Genomic DNA, 22,025 nt, shown 5'->3' with positions numbered 1-22,025 from the left:
GATGGCATCATGATGCCATCCCACTCTTTCTTTATGCTGCATAACTTAAAACTGGCTAATGCTGTTCTGTCTTTCTTTTTTCTGAGATTGAAATGTCTGCTAGTATGTGATAAAATAGTCTGGTTGGTATTCTAGTTTAATTTATAAGAAAGTTTTGATTGCATGAGAAAAATTATCATTAATGGCGGAAGGCCTCTTAAAGGAGAAGTTGCTGTCTCTGGAGCAAAAAATAGTGTTGTGGCACTGATTCCAGCCATTATTTTAGCAGATGATGTGGTAACGCTGGATGGTGTGCCAGCCATTAGTGATGTTGAGAGTTTAATTGATATTATGACTTTGATGGGAGCCAGTGTTGATCATGACGGTGAGACGCTGACGATCGATCCGCGCGGTGTAAAAGATATTCCTATGCCTTATGGTAAAATTAATAGTTTGCGGGCTTCTTATTATTTTTATGGCGGGCTTTTAGGCCGCTTTGGCCAAGCTGTTGTCGGCCTTCCTGGCGGCTGCGATTTGGGACCGCGTCCGATTGATTTGCATTTAAAAGCTTTTGAAGCTATGGGGGCTTCTATTTCCTATGAAGGAGAAGCTATGCGTCTTTCAACAAAAGGGCAGCCTCTTAAAGGTGCTCATATCTATATGGATACTGTCAGTGTTGGAGCGACGATTAATACGATGATTGCAGCCAGCCGTGCTAAAGGGCGTACTGTGATTGAAAATGCAGCGCGTGAACCAGAGATCATTGACGTTGCTACTTTGTTAAATAATATGGGGGCTCATATCCGCGGTGCAGGTACAGATATTATTACCATTGAAGGTGTTGAAAAACTGCACGGGACCCGTCATCAGGTAATTCCAGACCGTATTGAGGCTGGCTCTTACATTGCAATCGCTGCAGCTATCGGAGAAGGTATCAAGGTGACAAATGTTCTTTATGAACATTTAGAAAGTTTTATTTCCAAGCTTGAAGAGATGGGTGTTCGTATGACAGTTGATGAAGACAGCATCTTTGTTGAAAAGCAGGATAAGCTAAAAGCAGTGTCTATCAAAACATCTCCCTATCCCGGTTTTGCAACAGATTTGCAGCAGCCCATTACCCCTCTTTTATTAAAAGCAGAAGGCCGCGGCAATATTCGCGATACAATCTATGAAAAGCGCATCAATCATGTGGCAGAATTAGCTCGTATGGGAGCCCATATCTCTGTTTTAGGCAGTCAGATTATCTATGACGGCCCAAATGATTTGACAGGAGCAGCGGTTAAAGCGACAGATTTACGTGCAGGAGCAGCTTTAGTAACAGCTGGTCTAATGGCTAAGGGGACAACTGAGATTAGCAATATTGAATTTATCCTCCGTGGGTATTCCGATATTATCGAAAAATTAAGAAATCTGGGTGCAGACATCAAAATTATAGAAGGCGATTGAAATGTTTGTCCACTGTCTATATTTAACTCAACTATACAGGAGTGAGAAAGAAACAAAGGTTAACATCTTTGGCTTCCTTTCTCACTCCTTTTAATAGCAAAATAAAACTTTAGAATCTTGTAAGTAGAAGCAAACTGTTGTAAAATAGGTTTGTGATATAAGAAGTTAAGTGATTTATATTTATAAATAAAGTCAATTGACAAATGACAATAAACTCTTTTTGATGTGATGAAATAAAAGAAATAGAAAAAGACCTGTCTCATTTGAAGCTGATCTGGGGATAAGAAAAGGAAACGATATGGTTACGATTAAGGATGTCGCAAAAGAAGCAGGGGTTAATCCTTCTACTGTCAGTCGGGTTTTAAAAAATAATGCCTCAATCTCAGAAAAGACCAAAATTAAAGTTAAAAAAGCTATGGCAGATTTGGGCTATGTTCCTAACTTAGCTGCTCAAATGCTAGCCAGCGGCCTGACTTATTGTGTGGGTGTTGTTTTGCCGCCCTTGATGAGTCCAGATCGCTTAAATGATCCTTTTTTCATGGAGATTCTAACGGCCATTAATGATGAAGCAACGCAAAATCAGTTTACGGTCTCTATTGCAACCAGTGATACGATGGCGGATTTAAAAGATCAAGTGCAGTTAATGCACCGGCAAAAGCGAGTGGATGGTTTTATTGTTCTTTATTCAGAAAGAAAAGATCCTGTACGCCGCTATCTCATGGAAAATGAGATTCCTTTCGTTATTATCGGAGCACCTGCTGGTCTTGAAAACGAAACCACTTATATTGATAATGATAATCAGCTGATGGCAAAAACAGCTGTTGATTATCTTTACAGCAAGGGGCATGAAAACATTTTATTTGTGACTAATGATCAAAGCAGCGATATCTATACTGAGCGCTACAAAGGCTATCAAAAAGGAATGCAGGCTTTGCGATTGAGCTCTTATCAGAGCGCTCTTTTTGACTCTAAAAAGGCTACTACTTTGGCGGCTTTTATTGAAAGGATTCAAAACGAAAATATAACAGCTTTGGTCATTATTGGCGATGTTATCTCAATTAGAGTTATTCAATTTTTATCTTTTTATGATATAGCGGTACCAGAAGATATATCTCTCATCTCTTTTAATAACTCCAGTTATGCCACACTTTTACATCCCTATTTAACGACCTTTGATATTAATGTCAGCCGTCTGGGCAGAACCAGCCTGCATTGTTTATTGGAAAAGATAGAAGATAGTTCAGAAAATAATCAGAAGGTGCTGGTGCCTTTTACCTTAAAAGAACGCGAGAGTGTTCGCAATCTCAAAAAAAGCTAGTTTCCCCTAGTTTTTTTTAGTTTGCTTTTAAGGATTATTGCTAATCTTTTGGTTTTTAAAAAAATTTCTTGACTTGTGCAAGCGATTGCGTTATACTTTTTTTAACAATGATAATTAAAAAGTTAGGAGAAGGTATGGAAAAACGAGCAAGCGGTATTTTAATGCATATCAGTTCTCTGCCGGGGAAATTTGGTATCGGTACTTTTGGTCAGGAAGCTTATCATTTTGTGGACTTTTTAAAGGAAACCTCTCAGACATACTGGCAGCTGTTGCCTTTAACATCGACTAGTTATGGTGATTCTCCTTACCAATCTTTTTCAGCAGTAGCTGGTAATGTGAATTTTATTGACTTTGATTTGTTGAAAAAACAAAATCTCTTAAAGGAAGACGATTACCGTCATGTTTCTTTTGGGGAAAATGAAGAGCTTGTTGATTATGCTCTCTTATTTAAGGTGCGCCGTCCGATTTTAGAGAAGGCAGTTAAAAATTTCTTAGCAGATGCAGAAAATCTTAAAAAATTAGCTCTTTTTGAAAAGGAAAACAGTTCTTGGTTAGCAGATTTTTCAGAATTTATGGCTATAAAAGAGCACTTTGGCTATAAAGCGCTGCAAGAATGGGATGATAAAAAAGCGATTCAGCGTGATGAAGAACGTTTAGTTTATTATCGCCGTCAGCTATCTGATAAGATTGATTATTATAAGGTAACTCAGTATTTCTTCTTTGAACAGTGGCTGGCGCTGAAAGCTTATGCCAATAAGCACCACATTAAAATTATTGGTGATATGCCTATCTATGTAGCTAAAGACAGTGTTGAAGTGTGGACTATGCCAGAGCTCTTTAAACTAGATACAGCTTTACAGCCTTTATCAGTAGCAGGCTGTCCGCCGGATGATTTTAGTGATGAAGGTCAGCTTTGGGGAAATCCTATTTATGATTGGAACAATCATAAAGAAACAGGATTTGCCTGGTGGATTTACCGCATTCAGGAAAGCTTTAAAATTTATGATATTTTGCGGATTGATCACTTTAAAGGCTTTTCAGATTTTTGGGAAATCAAAGGTGATTCCAAAACAGCCAAGAATGGCAGTTGGCAGCCAGGACCAGGACTTGCTCTTTTCAGAGCTGTCGAAAATGCCTTAGGCAGTTTGCCAATTATTGCTGAAGATTTGGGCTATGTTGATGATAAAGCACGGAAATTGCTGCGTGATACCGGTTTTCCTGGTATGAAAATTTTAGAATTTGGCTTTTATGATTTGACTGGCCACAGTGTTGATATGCCTCATCATTGTGTTCCTAACAGTGTGGTCTATATTGGGACCCATGATAATGAGGTGGTCAATGGCTGGTATGACAATCTAACTACAGATCAGCAGGAGTTTGTTGATGCTTACAGCAATCGCAAGCCTATTGAACCTGTTAACAAAGCTATGCTGCGTCTGCTTTTTGCTAGTGTCAGCAATACAGCTATTTTGACCATGCAGGATTTGCTCAATAAACCGGCAAGCTCTCGAATGAATATCCCATCTACCATTGGCGGAAATTGGCAGTGGCGAATGCGCTCTGAAGATTTGACTAAAGATAAGAAAGCTTTTTTAAGCAGATTAACGACATTATATCAAAGAGGAAATGAAGACATGTTAACAAAGACGAAGACCTTTACGCAATACGTTTCAGAAAAAACTGATAAAAACTTATCTGAATTGAGCAATGAAGCGATTTATACTCAGTTGCTGCATTATGTTCAAGAAAGGGCAGAAGATTTGCCTAAGAATGATTCTAAGCGTAAAGTGTACTATATTTCTGCGGAATTCTTGATTGGAAAACTGTTATCTAATAACTTGATCAATCTTGGTATTTATAAGACAGTCAAGGAAGAGCTGGCAGCTGCTGGAAAATCAATCAGTCAGGTAGAAGATGTTGAATTGGAACCCTCGCTTGGTAATGGCGGTTTAGGACGCTTGGCTTCTTGTTTCATTGATTCTATGGCAACGCTTGGTATTAATGGTGAAGGTGTAGGGCTAAACTACCATTGCGGTCTCTTTAAACAAGTCTTTCGGAACAACCAGCAGGAAGCTGAGCCTAATTACTGGATTGAGGACGATTCTTGGCTGATTCCGACCAATATTTCTTATGATGTGCCTTTCCGCCACTTTACCCTTAAGTCTAGATTAGACCGTATTGATATTTTAGGCTATCATCAAGATCGAAAAAATTATTTGAATTTGTTTGATATTGATGGATTGGATTATGGGTTGATTAAAGACGGCATTACTTTTGATAAGACAGAAATTAAAAAGAACCTGACCCTCTTCTTGTATCCTGATGATTCTGATAAAAATGGTGAGTTACTGCGGATCTATCAGCAATACTTTATGGTTTCTAATGCTGCCCAGCTTTTGATTGATGAAGCGCTTGAACGTGGCTCAAATCTTCATGATTTGGCAGATTATGCTTATGTGCAGATCAACGATACTCACCCATCCATGGTCATTCCTGAGCTTATTCGTCTGCTCAATGAAAAGCATGGCCTTGATTTTTATGAAGCAGTTGATATTGTAAAAAATATGGTTGGTTATACCAATCACACTATTTTGGCGGAAGCCCTTGAAAAGTGGCCTTTAGACTATCTAAATGAAGTTGTTCCGCATTTGGTAACTATTATAGAACATTTAGACCGCCTCATCCGCAGTGAATATAAGGATGAAGCTGTGCAAATCATTGACAGAGATGATCGAGTGCATATGGCTCATATGGATATTCACTTTTCGACAAGTGTCAATGGTGTTGCGGCTCTTCATACGGAAATCCTTAAAAATAGTGAATTGAAAGCTTTCTATGATATTTATCCTGAAAAATTCAACAATAAAACCAATGGCATTACTTTCCGGCGCTGGCTGGAGTTTGCTAATCAGGACTTAGCAGCTTATATTAAAGAGCTGATTGGTGATGGCTATCTAAAAGATGCAACTGAATTAGAAAATCTGGATGCTTTTGCAAATGATAAGGCTGTCCATAAAAAATTAGCTGAGATTAAATACGGCAATAAGAAAGCACTTAAACGCTACCTTAAGGAAAACAAAGGGATTGAACTAGATGAAAATTCTATTATTGATACCCAAATTAAACGTTTCCACGAGTACAAACGTCAGCAAATGAATGCTCTTTATGTCATTCATAAATATCTTGAAATCAAAAAAGGCCATTTGCCAAAACGTAAAATAACAGTTATCTTTGGTGGTAAAGCAGCACCGGCTTATACTATTGCTCAAGATATTATTCATTTGATTCTTTGTTTGTCTGAGCTAATTAACAATGATCCGCAAGTAAGTCCTTATTTGAACGTTTTCCTTGTTGAAAACTATAATGTAACAGTGGCTGAAAAACTGATTCCAGCTACAGATATCTCAGAACAGATTTCTTTAGCTTCAAAAGAAGCCTCTGGTACTGGTAATATGAAATTCATGCTTAATGGTGCTTTGACACTGGGAACGATGGATGGTGCCAATGTTGAAATTGCGGATTTAGTTGGTCAGGATAATATTTATATCTTTGGTAAAGATTCAGATACGGTTATTGATTTATATGATAAAGGGACCTATACTTCTAAAGACTATTACAATAATGATACTCTGATCAAAGAAGCAGTGGACTTTATTGTTAGTGATGATCTTCTGGCCCATGGAAAGAAAGACCGCTTAGAACGTCTTTATAATGAGCTTATCAATAAAGATTGGTTTATGACTTTACTTGATTTGAAAGAATACATTGCTAAAAAAGAAAAAATGCTAGCAGATTATGAAGACCAAGATATTTGGAATACTAAGGTTGTTCACAATATTGCTAAGGCTGGCTTCTTCTCATCAGACCGAACGATTGAACAGTATGACCAAGATATTTGGCATAGTTTATAAAAAACAGACACTAAAAAGTTACTCCTAAAGCAAGGAGTAGCTTTTTTGTATTTGGAAGTATTTTTTCTTTTGACACAGTGTCATAATATGCTAAAATAAGCCTATAATGACACTGTGTCATCACCTATATAAAGCTAAAAGACATTTATCAGCAGAAGTATTGTTTTTGTATGAGTGTTTGGCTCAGTTCTCATTTAAAATAATGGTAAAAAAGTAAAAACTCGTCTAAATTTTCCTTCTGGTTTTACAGGAGTTTTCTGACATTTAGATTTATTTTAAGAAAGGAGTTAGATAGATGCCTGGGACACTTATTATTTATTATTCAAATACCGGTAATACACAAAGAGCGGCTCGAGCTTTAGCTAGAGAACTTGGTGCAGATATTTACCGTATTTTTCCTGAAGAACCTTATACGCAGGCTGACCTGGATTGGACGGTTCTCTCTTCAAGAGCGAATCGGGAGCAAAATGATGAAGAAGATCGGCCTGCTTATAAGGGCAAGCTGCCAGATATATCGGCTTATGATCGCCTTATAATTGGTCATCCCATCTGGTGGGGTATTCCGCCGAAAATTATTCATACCGTTCTTGATGATTTAAAGTTATCAGAAAAAGAGCTGGCTTTTTTTGCGACATCAGGCGGCTCTAGCTATTACGATTCACAAAAAACAGTAGAAAAATGGCTAGGCAGGCAATTGCCCAAGGGCCAGGTTTTATCAAATCTAGCCAGTATTAAAAACTGGAGTCAGCATTTAAAAAGGAGCTGCATATGAAATATGTTCATTTAAATACAGGGACTCAGATGCCTATGTTAGGCTTTGGAGTCTATCAAATTCCTCGAGAGGATACCCGGCGGGCCGTCAGTGAAGCGATAGCCATAGGCTATCGGCACATTGACACTGCTCAATACTATCGCAACGAAGCAGGTGTGGGTCAGGCTGTTAGGGAATCTGGTTTTCCTCGCCAAGAATTTTTTATAACAACAAAAGTTGGAACGTCTGGTTATAAAGAGACTAAAAAACAAGTGGAGCGGGCACTTAAAAATCTTCAGACAGATTATATTGATCTCATGCTTATTCATTGGGTGGTCTCAGATTATGAAGGAACTTATCAAGCTTTAGAAGAAGCTTATCATGAGGGAAAGCTAAAAGCTATCGGTTTATCAAACTTTCAGCCAGAATTAATTGAGCACCTTAAAAAAAGAGCTGAAGTTAAGCCTGCTGTTTTGCAAAATGAAATGCATGTTTTGCAGCAACAGGTTGACACACGTGCTTACTGCCAGGCAAACAGTATCCAATTTGAATCTTGGGCACCTTTTGGGGAAGGCAGACAGGATATTTTTAACCATCCTGTCCTGACAGAAATTAGACTCAAATATAGTAAAACAGCTGCTCAGGTGATTTTGCGTTTTATTCTTCAGGAAGGTGTGGTCGCTATACCGAAAACTTCTCATAAGGACAGAATGGCTGAAAATTTTGCTGTTTTTGATTTTAACTTGACAGAAAATGATCTGCAGACCATTAGGCAATTAGATCAGCAAAAGGGCCTTTTTGGCTGGAATGGCTAATGTGATAACGCATTTAATGAGAGTAAAGAGAAAGGAAGAAAATGATGAAAGTATTTGTTGCAGGCAGTACGGGACGTGTTGCCACAGAATTGATTAAACAGCTTAGAGCAAAAGGACACACTGTTTTAGCGGGTGCCAGAAAGCCAGAAGCTGTTGTCGCTGGTGAAGGAGTTACTGCTGTTAAGATGGATTTGCATCAGGATGCTGCAGAGTTGGAGAAATTATTGGAAAATGTTGATGCTGTGATTTTTACAGCCGGATCTCGCGGTAAAGATCTTCTGCAGGTGGATGCTTTTGGTGCCGTTAAGCTGATGCAGGCCTGTCAAAAGACAGGCATTAAACGTTTTGTCATGCTGAGTGCCCTTTTGTCCTTAGAGCCTGAAAGCTGGTCGCAGGTAGCAAATTTATCAGACTACTATGTAGCCAAGTATTTTGCTGATAATTATCTGGTTCATCAATCTGGCTTAGACTATACGATTATTCAGCCAGGCCAGCTTTTGGAAGAGGCTGGAAGCGGACAAATATCTTTAGGAAAAGAAGGACTGACAGCCATTTCTATTTTGGATGTAGCAGCCGTTTTAGCTGAGGTTCTTGATAAGCCCTCAACTTATAAAAAGGTATTTGAAATTCATCCTGGCCAAACAGCCATTACAAAAGCTTTTTAGCAAAGGTAAAAAGCTTAAACATTGTCTTAAAAAATGATGACTAGTGATAGCCCCTTTAGTGTCATGAATTAGAACTTTCTTTAATGGTATCTAAGAAAATTGATTGGCTCTGACATTCTTAGAGCTGTGCCTGTTAGATAAAAAGGAGAATAGCATGGAATATACGAAATTAGGAAAATCTGGACTTGAAGTCTCTAAAATCTGTCTCGGGGGTATGAGTTTTGGTGATGCTAGCCGTGGCGGTATGCATCAAGGCTGGATTTTAGATGAAGAAAAGACTCGTCAGATCATGAAAAAAGCGCTTGATCTTGGAGTGAATTTTTTTGATACAGCTAATGCTTATGGCTATGGCTCCAGTGAAGAATTTATGGGACGCTTTATCCATGATTTTGCAGACCGTGATGAAGTGGTGCTGGCAACAAAAGTCTTCTTTGGTGACGGTCAGCATGAAGGCCGCAATACAACTGGCTTATCCCGCAAGGCTATCTTTAATCAAGCAGAAGCCAGCCTTAAGCGCTTAGGGATGGATTATGTGGATATTCTCTATATCCATCGATGGGATTATAATACGCCGATTGAAGAGACCATGTCCGCTCTAAATGATTTGGTTCGATCAGGTAAGGTTCGCTATTTAGGAGCATCTGCCATGTATGCCTGGCAGTTTCAAAAAGCGCAGTATGTGGCTGAGAAAAATGGCTGGACTAAATTTTCTGTTATGCAAAACCACTATAATCCACTATATCGGGAAGATGAACGAGAAATGATCCCGTTTTGTAAGGACTCAGGCGTGGGTCTAGCTCCTTACAGTCCTTTTGCGGCAGGGCGTGCTGTCCGTGACTGGGATGCTGATACAGCTCGCAGCCAGACAGATTCCTTCTCAAAGACTAAATATGACAGTACGGAAGATCAGGATATGGCTATTGTCAAGCGTATTGCAGAAATAGCGGAAAAGTATCAGCATAGCCGTGCTCAAGTGGCCTTGGCCTGGCTCTGGCAAAAGGGAATTGATGCACCGATTGTCGGTGTTACTAAGGAAAAATATTTAGATGACTTCACAGGAGCTTTTGCTTTAACTTTATCTGATGAGGATATAGCTTATATAGATGAAATGTACCTTCCTCATAAGATTGTTGGTGCTCTGTAAAACTATTGTTATTAGTTTGCTGACTTCTCTGAAAAAGCAGGACTTTGAACTATTTCCTTCAAAAGGCTGACCTTGTAAAGGTCTAAAGGCTGGGGACAGTTTGTTTTTGTTCCTGCTTTTTTATTTATTGTGTTATCTGAAACGAGGTAAAAAGAGACTGTAAAGAAAAGACTATTAAGATAAATTTTGATAGTAATTGTCAGAGGGAGATAAAAGTATTTTCTATCTTCTTTGGATTTAGAGAGTGCGATTGGTTTAGCTTTTTAGATCCTTTTGACAAGAAAAGCTTTGACTATTGGCTAAAAAAACTGTATTATAACAATATGGATATATGGACACAGTTAGGACGTTTTTCAGAATTTGAAACCCAGCATCTTTTCATGCGCCCCTTTGCCTTCAAAGATCATGAGGACTTTTATGCTATTTCTGGAGATGTGCATAATTTAGAATTTATTTTTCCGCTTCAAGCTACATCTAAAGAGAGTGATTTTTTATTTGTGCATTATTTTATGAAAAATCCACTTGGTATTTGGGCTCTAGAAGAAAAGAACAGTCATAAGATGATTGGAGCTATTCGTCTGGAAAATATTGATCAAGACAGATGCTCAGCAGAAGTAGGGTATTTTATAAACAGAACTTACTGTGGTCAGGGACTGGCTACTGAAGCTTTGCAGAATCTTGTCTATTTGGCCTTCGAAGAATTAGGGCTAAAAAGGCTGACCATTATTGTACATAAGAAAAATGCAGCCAGCGCCCGTGTCGCTGAAAAAGCTGGTTTTACTTTGATAAGACAGTTTAAAGGAAGTGATAGGTACAGCCGTAAAATACATGATTATTTAAAATACAGCTTAAAAGCAGGTGATAAAAGTTATGAGTAAGCATCAAGAAATTTTAGAGTATTTAGAAAATTTAACAGTAGGGAAACGTGTCAGTGTCAGAAGCATTTCCAACCACCTAAAGGTTAGTGACGGGACTGCTTACCGAGCTATTAAAGAAGCTGAAAATCGCGGTATTGTTGAAACTAGACCGCGCAGCGGTACAGTCCGTGTGGAAAAAAAAGTACGGGTCCGTCTTAGCAAACTAACTTATAAAGAAATTGCAAATATCACTGAATCTGAAGTGGTATCAGGCTCTGCAGGCCTCAGTCATGAATTCAGTAAGTTTTCTATCGGAGCGATGACAATTGACAATATTCAGCGCTATCTGACAAATGATGGGCTTTTGATTGTCGGAGACCGAGAAGATATTCAGCTTCTGGCTTTGGAAAATAAGAATGCAGTTTTAGTAACAGGTGGTTTTTCAGTTTCTGATAAAGTGCGCCAAGTTTCGAATCAGCTGGGCATACCTGTTATGGTTTCTAATTATGATACCTTTACCGTAGCCACCTTGATTAATCAGGCCTTATCAAATGTCCGTATTAAGACTGATATCAAAACTGTTGCCGAAGTTTATCAGGAAAAAATATACCATGGTTTTTTGCGTGATACCGATACAGTCAGGGATTATAATAGTTTAATAAAAAAAACGAATCATGTTCGCTATCCCATTATCAACAGTCATGATATGGTTGTTGGAGTTGTCAGCATGCGTGATGTTGCAGGAAAAGATGCCAATGTTTCCTTACATCAGCTGATGACAAAAAATCCTGTTGTCGCCAAACCTAATCTGAGTTTGGCCAATATCAGCCAAAAGATGATTTATGAGGGCTTTGACATGCTGCCGGTCGTTAAGGAAGATTATAGTCTGTTAGGCGTGATTACACGGCGTCAGGTTATGGAAAATCTGCAGAGTTTTCAAAGAACCAGCTCCCATACTTATAGTGAGCAGATTACAGCCAATTTGCAAGAAGATCGAAAAATGTATCAATTTGTGGTTGAGCCTGCTATGATTGACTCTGCAGGGAATCTAGCCCATGGTGTTTTGGCAGAGTTTTTAAAGGATATTACCATACGTGTATTAACCCAAAAGCATAGAAAAAATGTCATTATTGAACAAATGATGTTATACTTTTTACAGGCTGTTCAGATTGATGATCTTTTGAGAATTCAGCCTAAAATCATCATTGAAAACAGACGCAGCGCTACTTTGGATTTTGAAATTTTTCATGGCAATCAAGTCGTGACAAAGGCTGTTGTTACAACAAAATTGAATTAAGCAAAAGGAGTATAGACGAGAGATGATTACATTGAAATCAGCACGTGAAATTGAAGCTATGGATACTGCAGGAGATTTTCTGGCCAGTATTCATATCGGCTTGCGTGATTTGATTAAACCAGGAACAGATATGTGGGATATTGAAGAATATGTTCGCAGACGCTGCAAGGAAGAAAATTACCTACCTTTGCAAATCGGCGTAAGCGGGAGCTTAATGGACTATCCTTATGCAACTTGCTGCGGTCTAAATGACGAGGTTGCCCATGCTTTTCCACGCCATTATCTTTTAAAAGATGGCGATCTGCTGAAAGTAGATATGGTCTTAGGAGGGCCTATCTCTAAAGAGGATTTGGATGTTTCAACCTTAAATTTTGACAATGTTGCTGAGATGAAAAACTATACAGAACGTTTTCGCGGCGGTGTTGCTGATTCTTGCTGGGCTTATGCTGTCGGAAATGTCTCACAAGAGGTGAAAGATTTGATGGCTGTTACGAAGGAGTGTCTTTATCGCGGTATTGAAAAAGCAGTAGTTGGCAACCGCATAGGTGATATTGGAGCAGCCATTCAGGAATATGCAGAGGCGCATGGCTATGGTGTTGTCCGCGATTTGGTTGGACACGGGGTCGGTCCAACCATGCATGAAGAACCGAATGTCCCGCACTATGGGAAAGCAGGGCGTGGTTTGCGTCTTAAAGAAGGGATGGTCTTGACTATTGAACCGATGATTAATACTGGAACTTGGGAAATTGATACGGATATGAAGACCGGATGGGCTCATAAAACGCTTGATGGCAGTTTATCCTGTCAATATGAGCATCAGTTTGTCATTACAAAAGACGGTCCTCGTATATTAACCAGCCAGGGAGAAGAAGGAAGCTACTAATTGATAAAATCATGAAAAAACGTATTGATAAATTATTGGCAAGTCAGTTTGTGCAGCATTTTATTACCTATTATAAAAGTTCTGAGATGGACCTCTCCAGTATTGCCGTAGCTTATTATCTTATTTTGACGATTTTTCCGTTTTTAGTCCTGCTGGCTAATTTATTTCCTTATCTTAATATCAATACCTCAGAGCTCTTGTCTTTTATGAAAAATAATCTGCCCGAGCAGCTCTATGAAAATACTGCAGGAATTGTAAGAGGTATCTTTGATAAGCCTTCAACCAGCCTCTTGTGGTTAGCTGTTATTATAGGTTTATGGACCATGTCCAAAAGCCTGACTTTCCTGCAAAAGGCAATGAACAAGTCTTATGGTATTCAAGATCACCGCGATGTCATTTTAGGGCATGTCGTCGGTATGTTTTCAAGCTTGCTGGTTATTTTTTTTCTAGCTTTGGCTATTATTCTCTCTACTTTTGGTAAAACTGTTTTAACGTTTTTGTACCATAATACTTATCTCAATCAAAACTTGTATGATGTACTGATGGCATTGACGCAGCCTGTGACAGCAGCTATCTTTTTTGTTGCTCTTGCTATACTTTATTATATTTTGCCCAATGTTAAAATCAGTCGTATTCGTTATATTTTACCGGGAACTATTTTTACCGGAATTCTTTTCTTCACGATGACAAGTTTGTTTGGAACTTATATCAGCTATGCCATGGCCAGCATGGAAAATCTGCGTGTATTTGGTTCGGTTACCCTCTTTGCCTTGATGTTATGGTTTACGTTTTTTGCTAGAGTTCTGATTTTAGGAGCTGTTTTAAATGCTAGTTACCAAAAGCAGTATGTCAAAGAATTTAAACCGCGCCGAGGGAATATTATTAGCATTATTCAGTCCAGACGGGATTATATAACCAAAAAAGATCGATCTAAAGATGACCAATAGAAAGAGTCATCTTTTTCTATGACAAAAGTCATAGCAGGTCATGACATTAGGGGCTAATGTTCCTTTTTTTATAAAGCTATACTGGTATCAGAACTAAAGAAAATGAGGAATAATGATGAAAATCAAAATCACTTATGCCATTTACGCGCTGATTGCCATTATTTTTGCAGGTCTCAGTATCTTTACAGATATTTTTGAAAAATATCATTTTGAAGCTGTTTTTTCACATCTGGGTCTTTTTATCGGTTTATTGATTTCAGCCTTTGTTTTGATTAATCTCGCTAAATTTTTCATTAAAGAGCTGACAGACTAGGAGGTTAATATGAGATCGTTGAAATTATTGCTTATCTTTATCTGTATTGCTGTCTTTGTAGGAGTCTTGGCGTTCACTACAGATTATTTTAAAGGGGTTTCGCTTTGGTATGTGTACAGTCTCATGGGCATTTGTATGGTCCTCTTTTATGGCGTATTTCCTTATTTTAGAAAATCATGAGGAGGGAAATAATGACTTATAAGGAAATTAAACTGAGCTTTTTTAAGGATGGTATTCGCAGTAAAAAAATATTTCATGGAATGAAACTGTATTCTCATACGATAAAATCTATGAATGGGCAATGGCTGGTATCCCGAAGGGTATATTTGACAGAAAAAGGAAATTATGTTTACTACGAACGAAGGGATGTTAATTGGCATTACTGGGACGGGGAGCAGGAGGGATTGAGTTTTGACCCTAGTCAGACTGATGAAAATAATATCTTTGAAGTTGCCAGTGATTTGGAAGCATTCGCTAAATATTTAGGAGAAGATATCATTGAAAAACTAGCTGTAAAAGTGCAAAATGGTGAAATCATAGAGTACTTAGATATTTAAAATAACAAGAAAGTACATCATATAAAGAAGAATAGAATGGAAAGTTCAGTAATAAGAGCGCGGGCGATTGGTAAAGCAATTCAGCAAAAAAAGATTTTAGAGGATATTTCCTTTGATATTTAACAGAAAGACTGTGTTACTCTCATTGTTCCCAACGGTTCGGGGAAAACGGCCCTCATGCCTTGTCTTTTAGGCGATAGAAAGATGGCTTCTGGTTAAAGGTTAGAAGATTAAGCCAAAAGGTCAGGTAACTTGGCTTTCCTTGCTTATTATATTAGCCTATGTCATAATAGTGGCTGGGCTCGCCCTTATCATTAAAGAAAGGCAAGAGGCTGAAAGTGCTTAGACGACACGAAAAAAATGATTTGCCCTATTATATAGGACTAGTCTTTCTTATTTTCCCTATTGGAGGAGCCTTTACGGGTTTCTATCCCATATGGACTTTAAACTTGACAGCAGGATTTCTTCTTTCTTATCTGCTTTTAGTGAGATTAGAACCTCGCCATCAAACGTTGATTGCTTTTTTATGGTTCTATACGCTGGCTTATGTTAGCTTTATGACGCTTGTCTATCAGGGGACGATGATGTGGTTTCTCTTTTATCATGTCAATCTTCTAGTCTGGCGCTTTGGAGATCATTACCGTTCTTATCGTTTTACTTCTTTTTTGATCGTTGCTCTTTTGCTTTCAGCTGCTGGTTTGATTTACGGAGCTGGCTTAGCGACTGTCTTGATGTCGGCTGCTGCTCCGGTCTTTGTTCTTGGTATGTATTATTTTCAAAATCGCTTGCACCTGCAAAAAAAGATGGAAGATGAGATTGTCGAGCAAAACCATACCATTAATCTTTTATCGGCCGAAAATGAGCGCAATCGGATCGGCCGGGATTTACATGATACACTGGGGCACACTTTTGCCATGATGACGCTGAAAACCGAACTGGCGCTTAAGCAGATGAAAAAAGGGCAGTATGATGCAGTGAGGCAGCAGCTAGAAGAACTCAATCAGATCAGCCAGACTTCTATGCATGAGGTTCGTGAGATTGTCAATAACCTCAAATACCAAACGGTAGCAGAGGAACTCAGTGAGATAGAGCGGCTTTTTGGTCTGTCAGAGATAGGACTGGCTGTTGATAATGAGCTGGATTTGAACAGTCTAGCTCCTGTCACTCAGTCTATTATCACCATGATTTTGAGAGAACTGGCTAATAATGTCATCAAGCACAGTCAAGCTAGCCAATGCCAGATTTTGATAAGAAGAAAAAAGGGCATTGAAATTATTTTCAGAGATAATGGAGTAGGTTTTATTAAACTAACAGGTCAGGAACTGCACTCGATCCGTGAACGGCTAAGTCTAGTGGAGGGCAGTGTGGAAGTTACTTCATCAGCAAATCCTACAATCGTAACCATTACCCTCAAAGAAGGAGGTAAGCAATGAAATTATTAGTAGCAGAAGACCAGTCCATGTTAAGAGATGCTCTTTGCCAGCTCCTTCTTATGGAAGAAGATGTCGATCAGGTCTACCAGGCAGGCAATGGTCAGGAAGCGATTGAACTGCTTCAAGCTCAGACTATTGATGTGGCTATTTTAGATGTTGAAATGCCGGGGAAAACGGGTCTGGATGTCTTAGAGTGGATTCGAGCCAATAAAGATATGAAGGTTATTATTGTGACGACTTTCAAGAGAACTGGCTATTTCAAACGGGCGCTTGCAGCTCATGTGGATGCCTATGTGCTCAAGGATCGTTCCGCAAGCGAACTTATGCAAACTATTCACGCCGTTTTAGCAGGTCAAAGGGAATATTCTCCTGAGCTGGTGGAAGAGGCGGCCTTTGCTTCCAATCCTCTCAGTCAGCGCGAACAGGATGTTCTCAGTTTAGCAGCTAAGGGATTATCCAATCAGGACATTTCAGAAAAACTATTTCTGTCTAACGGAACGATTAGAAATTATATGACCAGTATTTTTAACAAATTATCAGCCAGCAACCGAACGGATGCGGTGCGGATTGCGCGTGAAAACAGCTGGCTGTAACTTGTCATATACAGGTAAATAAAAAAGGCTGAAACTTCAGCCCTTTTATTAGATTTCTCTATGGGGAGAGCATCAAATTAGCTCTCCTTTTTGTTTTTGAAGATAAAGAATTTGCTAATAATATAGTTGGTTGCCATGATTAAAAACTGCGATATAATGGTTTCAATGAAGTTAACCAGATTGTGGCTGTCACCGACAAATTGTCCAATGATATGCGGAAATTGATCTACCAGTAAAAAGGCCAGTGCCAAATCAAGTACCAAGGTCGACAGGCGGGCGATGAAAAATTGGATGAAACGTTTCAGCCAGCCTTGGCGTTTTTGATTGAAGACAAAATAATCATTGGTAAAAAAGGCAAAGATAATAGCGATGATATGAGCGATAACTGCTGAAAAAGTGGCTTCTTTGGTGAAATAAAACAGCGGGGTCCGTATGACAAAATAGACCAAGGTAGCCAAAGCTCCAAAAAAGATATACTTAGACGCTTCATGGGTCACCATTTTTTTTAAGGTTTTCTTGTGTATTAATTTTTTCATAGTATTACTATATCAAAATCCTAAGAAATATGCTATACTAGATGAGTTGCTTTAGCAGCCCTTGACACTTCCTGCCTTTGGTCAAGCATATTATAAGCGGTTAAGCCGCTAAAGGAGAAAAGAATGAAAAATTTAACTCTACGTGATATGACGCAAATAGCGCTTGTTGCAGCTATTTATGTTGTCTTAACTGCAATGCCCCCTTTAAATGCCATTTCTTACGGTGCTTATCAATTTCGTATCTCTGAAATGATGAATTTTCTAGCCTTTTATAATCGGAAATACATTATCGGTGTGACGCTTGGCTGTATGATTGCTAATGCCATCAGTCCTCAAAGTCTGGGCTTAATTGATGTTATAGTAGGTGGCGGCTCAACCCTGGTCTTTTTAACCCTAGGTGTTTTATTTTTTGAAAAATACTGTCATTCCTATCTTTTTAAAGGGCTGATAAATAAAGGTTTCTTCTTCTTTTCCCTCTTTTTTGCTGCTAGTATGGTGACGATTGCTTGGGAATTGCATGTGATCTTAAAGTTACCTTTTCTTTTGACTTGGTTTACGACAGCAGTCGGCGAATTGGCTTCCTTGCTTGTTGGCGCTATTGTTGTGGATAAGTTAGCTAGATATATTAATTTTAAACAATAGTAAAGTATTTCATGTATTGGCTTTTATGATAAAGGTTAATGGCAGTTGTTTTCAATGATGCAGCTTAGCATCTAACGATTATCATTTTTGTTTAGCCAAGGTATTGCTGCAAGAGAGATGGAGACTAAGGTGTTTCCATCTCTTTTTCTTTAAAATTATCGCACGCAGTAAACCAATGTATTTTGTTGCTATACTTGTTTACTGTCACATAAACAATAAGAGAAGGCACAGAAAGAGAGAGGTTAGATCGCGACATCATCCATAAGCTATGTTATAATGAAAAAATGATAACATTTTTTCAAACAAGTTTTAAAATTTTACGTTTGCTTTTACTTGTTTTTAGTCTGCACTGGCTGTTTGTTTCTGTGCAGGAGCTGTTTATACTGGCAGAATGGAAATCTTGGACAATTTGGTTTTTGATTTTCTTTTTTTTATGTATTATAGCATGGCGAAAACATCTCTATTCTTTTTTAATGAAGCATAAGTTTGCGATTATGGCAGCTGTTATCATTGTTCAGCTGCTGATGCTAGGAGCTGCCGAGCAGCTGATTCGCCGAGATGCAGGAGTTGTCTTCTCAGGAGCTTTTAAAACAATAACAGAAAATCAAATTTCCAGTTATCTGACACGAAATCCCAATAATCTTCCTCTCTTTTTATATGAGCGTTTTTTCTACTCTGCTTTTGGCTTTTATGGTTTATGGGTCATGCAGTTACTCAATATGGTTTATACGGATCTTACAGCTTGGATCTTATATAAAGGGATGAAAAGGCATTTTGATCAAGCTGCTGCAGATGCTGTCTTTAGCTTTTATCTTCTGTTAATTGGATTTTCTCCTTATTTTTACTCTATGTACACGGATATTTTGCCCTTACCTTTAATTGCCCTACAGATTTTTTTAGCTTTAGATATATTCAAGACAAGGGAGGGGCTAAGGCTTAAGAAACAATCTGTTTATTTGGGTTTGTTATCAGCTCTGGCTGTCTTGGTGAGACCAACCACTTTTATCTTAGTCTTGGCCTTTTTACTTATTTTGTTTTTTAAAAATCAATGGAAAAAATTTGCTGTTATCTTATCTTGTATAGGGCTTGCCTTTGGCTTATCCTATGGTGCTGTTAAAATAGCTATTAATCATCAAAAAGTAGTTCCTTTGGTAAAAGGAGAAGGTTTGGCTAAGGGCCCTTTGCTTTTTATTGATTTAGGCCTGACTGATACAGGGCATAATCAGGAAGATATGAAAAGGGGCTTACTGCAGTATGTTGACCCCAAGAAGCGAAATGATTACAATAACGGCATGTTTAAGACAGAAAATGTTATAAAAGATATTCAAAGAAGATGGAAACATTATACATGGTATACCTTTCTTGGCCATCTCTATCAAAAGCAGTCGCTGACAGTTGCAGAAGGAACTCTTGGCTGGTCATATCAGGATTTAGAAAATGAAAAGACACCGATTATTAGTCCGCTTTACAAATATACTAAACATAATCGTTTGGCCCAATTTATCCGCACCTATTTTCTCAGTATTGATAAGAAAGAATATCAATACTATGCCTATAGCAAACAGGTCGTATGGATTGTGATGGCTTTGGGACTTGTAGCAGTATTCTTTTATTATAAAGCCAGTGATCCTATGCACTTTCTTTCTTTGGCTGTTTTTGGCGGTCTCTTATTCCTTCTTATCTTTGAGGGAGGAAAAACCCGTTATTTAATTCAATTTTTACCGCAGATTCTTATTTTATCTGCTTTAGGTTTGACACAGTATAGGCAAGGAAGAAGAGGTCTGCCGTAAATCTTTAAGAGGTTAGGATAGAATCCAACCTCTTTTAAAATACATTAGGTCTGTCTTTTGGCTATTAAGAGCTTGGAGTAAGATGCTAAAATTGATTTCTGCCAAATCACGATTGTAAACGCCTCTCTTTTCTGTATTTCTAGTCCAAAAATTAGGGAAAAGTAGAGAAATTATGGTAAAATAAAAGCTATGAAAGAACGTATGAAGGAACTGGTTGACTTATTAAACCGTTATGCTAGAGAATATTACAGCCAAGATAACCCCAGTGTTTCCGATAAAGAATATGATGAACTTTACCGTGAGCTGGAAGAACTAGAGGCAAAATATCCAGACGCTGTTCTCCCCAATAGCCCCACTCATCGTGTGGGGGATCTTGTTTTAGATGGTTTTGAAAAGTACAGGCATGAATATCCCCTGTTTTCTTTACAGGATGCCTTTTCCCGTGATGAACTAATGGCTTTTGATAAGCGTATTAAAACGGAATTTCCTAAAGCCCAATATCTGGCAGAATTAAAAATAGATGGCTTGTCCATCTCCTTAACTTACCGCGAGGGGAAGCTAGCTGTTGGAGCTACAAGAGGAGACGGAACAATTGGTGAAAATATTACCGAAAACCTTAAGCGCATCAAAGATATTCCTTTGACCTTACCGCATCAGGAAACACTGACAGTAAGAGGAGAAGCTTATCTTCCTAAAGCTTCTTTTGAAGCAATCAATGCCGAGCGCCGCGAAAATGGGGAACCAGAATTCGCTAATCCCCGCAATGCCGCAGCAGGAACCCTGCGCCAATTAGACACAAGAATTGTGGCGCGGCGTAATTTAGCTACGTTTATCTATCAAGAAGCTGGCTCCACAGAAATTGAGACCCAAGAAGCTATTTTAAAGTATTTTGAGGAGCTTGGTTTTTCAGTCAATTCACGCCATCTTGTCTCAGACTCAATGGATAGTATTTGGCAGTTTATTGAAGAAATAGCTCAGGAGAGACAGCACTTGGCCTATGATATTGATGGTGTCGTTATTAAAGTCAATCATTTATCAATGCAAGACGAGCTTGGTTTTACGGTTAAGGCTCCCCGCTGGGCGATTGCCTATAAATTTCCGGCAGAGGAAAAAGAAGCTGAAATTCTTTCTGTTGATTGGACGGTAGGGCGTACGGGAGTTGTTACACCTACGGCTAATTTGACCCCAGTTCAGCTAGCTGGAACAACCGTCAGCCGGGCTACTTTGCATAATGTAGATTATATTGCTGAAAAAGATATTCGGATCGGCGATACAGTAATCGTTTATAAGGCTGGAGACATTATCCCGGCGGTTTTGCATGTTGTGGCTTCAAAGCGTGCTAAACAAGAAAGTATGCCTATTCCTAAAGAATGCCCATCCTGTCATAGTATACTGACACATTTTGAAGATGAAGTGGCTCTTCGCTGCGTTAATCCCCGCTGTCCGGCTCAGTTAAAGGAAAAGCTGATTCATTTTGCCAGCCGAAACGCGATGAATATAGCAGGAATGGGACCTTCTATTGTGGATAAATTGTTCAGAGCTGAGCTGGTTCATGATGTTGCGGATATCTATCAGCTTAGTGCTGAAAAATTGATGCAGCTTGAAGGTGTGAAAGAAAAATCTGCCAAAAAACTCTACGAGGCCATTCAAGCTTCTAAGCAGAATTCTGCCGAAAAGCTTTTATTCGGTCTAGGGATTCGCCATGTAGGCAGCAAAGCCAGCCGTCTGCTTTTGGAAAAGTTTGACAGTATTCCTAAGCTGGCAGCAGCTGACTTTTATGATATTGCAGCTATTGATGGTTTGGGGGCTGTTATTGCACAATCTCTTAAAACTTATTTTGCAACTAAGGGGGCACAAAAGCTCTTGTTAGAGATTGAACAGCTTGGTTTAAATGTGACTTACCTTGGAAAAAAGGCAGCAGCTGATGCTCTTTTATCAGGAATGACAGTTGTTTTGACAGGAAAGTTAGAGCAGATGACGCGTCAGCAGGCTAAGGAAAAACTGCAGAATTTAGGAGCTAATGTAGCAGGAAGTGTTTCTAAAAAGACCAGCTTAGTCGTCGCAGGAGCTGATGCAGGATCAAAATTAGATAAAGCTAAAAGTTTAGGAATCACGATTCAAGATGAAACTTGGTTAGAAAGTCTTTGA

The 22,025-nt window shown here is 38.7% G+C and carries 20 protein-coding genes, 2 pseudogenes and 1 riboswitch; of the genes and pseudogenes, 21 read left to right on the top strand and 1 reads right to left on the bottom strand.

The window, feature by feature from the left end:
• The first annotated feature begins 162 nt into the window (after nucleotides 1-162).
• The 18 genes and pseudogenes from STRMA_RS04695 to STRMA_RS04625 all read left to right on the top strand — a co-directional run bounded on the left by STRMA_RS04695 (nucleotide 163) and on the right by STRMA_RS04625 (nucleotide 16,909).
• Entirely contained in the window at nucleotides 163-1,425 is a 1,263-nt protein-coding gene (locus STRMA_RS04695; RefSeq protein WP_003081451.1) for a UDP-N-acetylglucosamine 1-carboxyvinyltransferase, read from the top strand.
• A 298-nt stretch (nucleotides 1,426-1,723) separates the two neighbouring features.
• Nucleotides 1,724-2,743, top strand: a complete 1,020-nt coding sequence (locus tag STRMA_RS04690) for a LacI family DNA-binding transcriptional regulator (RefSeq protein WP_003079098.1) — start codon at nucleotides 1,724-1,726, stop codon at nucleotides 2,741-2,743.
• A gap of 107 nt (nucleotides 2,744-2,850) precedes the next feature.
• Nucleotides 2,851-4,365 (top strand): annotated as a pseudogene (malQ, locus tag STRMA_RS09885) (4-alpha-glucanotransferase); the annotation flags it as partial.
• 12 nt (nucleotides 4,366-4,377) lie between these two features.
• Nucleotides 4,378-6,654 carry a glycogen/starch/alpha-glucan family phosphorylase gene (gene glgP, locus STRMA_RS09880; protein WP_040841783.1) on the top strand — a complete coding sequence of 759 codons (2,277 nt, stop codon included), beginning with the start codon at nucleotides 4,378-4,380 and terminating at the stop codon, nucleotides 6,652-6,654.
• A 295-nt stretch (nucleotides 6,655-6,949) separates the two neighbouring features.
• Complete coding sequence (locus STRMA_RS04680) at nucleotides 6,950-7,426, top strand: flavodoxin (protein ID WP_003078902.1); 477 nt, start codon at nucleotides 6,950-6,952, stop codon at nucleotides 7,424-7,426.
• Entirely contained in the window at nucleotides 7,423-8,220 is a 798-nt protein-coding gene (locus STRMA_RS04675; RefSeq protein ID WP_003080114.1) for an aldo/keto reductase, read from the top strand. Before STRMA_RS04680 ends, STRMA_RS04675 begins: the two co-directional genes overlap by 4 nt.
• Nucleotides 8,221-8,264: 44 nt before the next feature.
• Nucleotides 8,265-8,885, top strand: coding sequence for an SDR family oxidoreductase (locus STRMA_RS04670; protein ID WP_003080966.1), 621 nt, complete (start codon nucleotides 8,265-8,267; stop codon nucleotides 8,883-8,885).
• 154 nt (nucleotides 8,886-9,039) lie between these two features.
• The gene (locus tag STRMA_RS04665; RefSeq protein WP_003079655.1) at nucleotides 9,040-10,029 is read left to right on the top strand and encodes an aldo/keto reductase; all 990 of its coding nucleotides are present in this window, start codon (nucleotides 9,040-9,042) and stop codon (nucleotides 10,027-10,029) included.
• 323 nt (nucleotides 10,030-10,352) lie between these two features.
• Nucleotides 10,353-10,907 carry a GNAT family N-acetyltransferase gene (locus STRMA_RS04660; RefSeq protein WP_003082426.1) on the top strand — a complete coding sequence of 185 codons (555 nt, stop codon included), beginning with the start codon at nucleotides 10,353-10,355 and terminating at the stop codon, nucleotides 10,905-10,907.
• Nucleotides 10,900-12,183 carry a CBS-HotDog domain-containing transcription factor SpxR gene (gene spxR, locus STRMA_RS04655; protein WP_040841545.1) on the top strand — a complete coding sequence of 428 codons (1,284 nt, stop codon included), beginning with the start codon at nucleotides 10,900-10,902 and terminating at the stop codon, nucleotides 12,181-12,183. Before STRMA_RS04660 ends, spxR begins: the two co-directional genes overlap by 8 nt.
• A 22-nt stretch (nucleotides 12,184-12,205) precedes the next feature.
• On the top strand, nucleotides 12,206-13,066 hold the full coding sequence (locus STRMA_RS04650) for a methionyl aminopeptidase (RefSeq protein ID WP_003079703.1): 861 nt from the start codon (nucleotides 12,206-12,208) through the stop codon (nucleotides 13,064-13,066).
• An 11-nt stretch (nucleotides 13,067-13,077) separates the two neighbouring features.
• A complete protein-coding gene (locus tag STRMA_RS04645) occupies nucleotides 13,078-14,013 on the top strand; it encodes a YihY/virulence factor BrkB family protein (protein WP_003080015.1) in 936 nt (311 codons plus the stop codon).
• Nucleotides 14,014-14,128: 115 nt separating this feature from the next.
• Nucleotides 14,129-14,326, top strand: coding sequence for a hypothetical protein (locus tag STRMA_RS04640; protein ID WP_040841543.1), 198 nt, complete (start codon nucleotides 14,129-14,131; stop codon nucleotides 14,324-14,326).
• 9 nt (nucleotides 14,327-14,335) lie between these two features.
• Nucleotides 14,336-14,506: a hypothetical protein gene (locus STRMA_RS09785; RefSeq protein WP_003080409.1), complete on the top strand. Its 171-nt coding sequence runs from the start codon at nucleotides 14,336-14,338 to the stop codon at nucleotides 14,504-14,506.
• An 11-nt stretch (nucleotides 14,507-14,517) separates the two neighbouring features.
• Nucleotides 14,518-14,883 carry an EXLDI protein gene (locus tag STRMA_RS04635; protein WP_003080803.1) on the top strand — a complete coding sequence of 122 codons (366 nt, stop codon included), beginning with the start codon at nucleotides 14,518-14,520 and terminating at the stop codon, nucleotides 14,881-14,883.
• 238 nt (nucleotides 14,884-15,121) lie between these two features.
• A pseudogene (locus STRMA_RS09750) lies at nucleotides 15,122-15,229 on the top strand (ABC transporter permease); the annotation flags it as partial.
• On the top strand, nucleotides 15,222-16,316 hold the full coding sequence (locus STRMA_RS04630; RefSeq protein ID WP_003080898.1) for a sensor histidine kinase: 1,095 nt from the start codon (nucleotides 15,222-15,224) through the stop codon (nucleotides 16,314-16,316). The pseudogene STRMA_RS09750 and the gene STRMA_RS04630, both read left to right, overlap by 8 nt.
• Nucleotides 16,313-16,909: a response regulator transcription factor gene (locus tag STRMA_RS04625; protein WP_003078976.1), complete on the top strand. Its 597-nt coding sequence runs from the start codon at nucleotides 16,313-16,315 to the stop codon at nucleotides 16,907-16,909. Before STRMA_RS04630 ends, STRMA_RS04625 begins: the two co-directional genes overlap by 4 nt.
• Before the next feature lie 77 nt (nucleotides 16,910-16,986).
• On the opposite strand, the gene STRMA_RS04620 is transcribed toward STRMA_RS04625, so the two are convergent.
• Entirely contained in the window at nucleotides 16,987-17,445 is a 459-nt protein-coding gene (locus STRMA_RS04620; protein WP_040841540.1) for a GtrA family protein, read from the bottom strand.
• A 28-nt stretch (nucleotides 17,446-17,473) separates the two neighbouring features.
• Nucleotides 17,474-17,571: riboswitch (PreQ1 riboswitch) on the top strand.
• Here STRMA_RS04620 and STRMA_RS04615 point away from each other — a divergent pair.
• The 3 genes from STRMA_RS04615 (at nucleotide 17,569) to ligA (ending at nucleotide 22,025) form a co-directional block, all read left to right on the top strand.
• Complete coding sequence (locus STRMA_RS04615; RefSeq protein ID WP_003081667.1) at nucleotides 17,569-18,087, top strand: QueT transporter family protein; 519 nt, start codon at nucleotides 17,569-17,571, stop codon at nucleotides 18,085-18,087. (Overlaps the previous riboswitch by 3 nt.)
• A gap of 284 nt (nucleotides 18,088-18,371) precedes the next feature.
• Complete coding sequence (locus STRMA_RS04610; RefSeq protein ID WP_003082425.1) at nucleotides 18,372-19,877, top strand: glycosyltransferase family 39 protein; 1,506 nt, start codon at nucleotides 18,372-18,374, stop codon at nucleotides 19,875-19,877.
• A gap of 189 nt (nucleotides 19,878-20,066) precedes the next feature.
• A complete protein-coding gene (ligA, locus tag STRMA_RS04605) occupies nucleotides 20,067-22,025 on the top strand; it encodes an NAD-dependent DNA ligase LigA (protein WP_003081981.1) in 1,959 nt (652 codons plus the stop codon).

Origin of the sequence: Streptococcus macacae NCTC 11558 (assembly GCF_000187995.2) — a bacterium.
Lineage (GTDB): Bacteria > Bacillota > Bacilli > Lactobacillales > Streptococcaceae > Streptococcus > Streptococcus macacae.
This window is presented reverse-complemented; position numbering and strand designations above follow the sequence as displayed.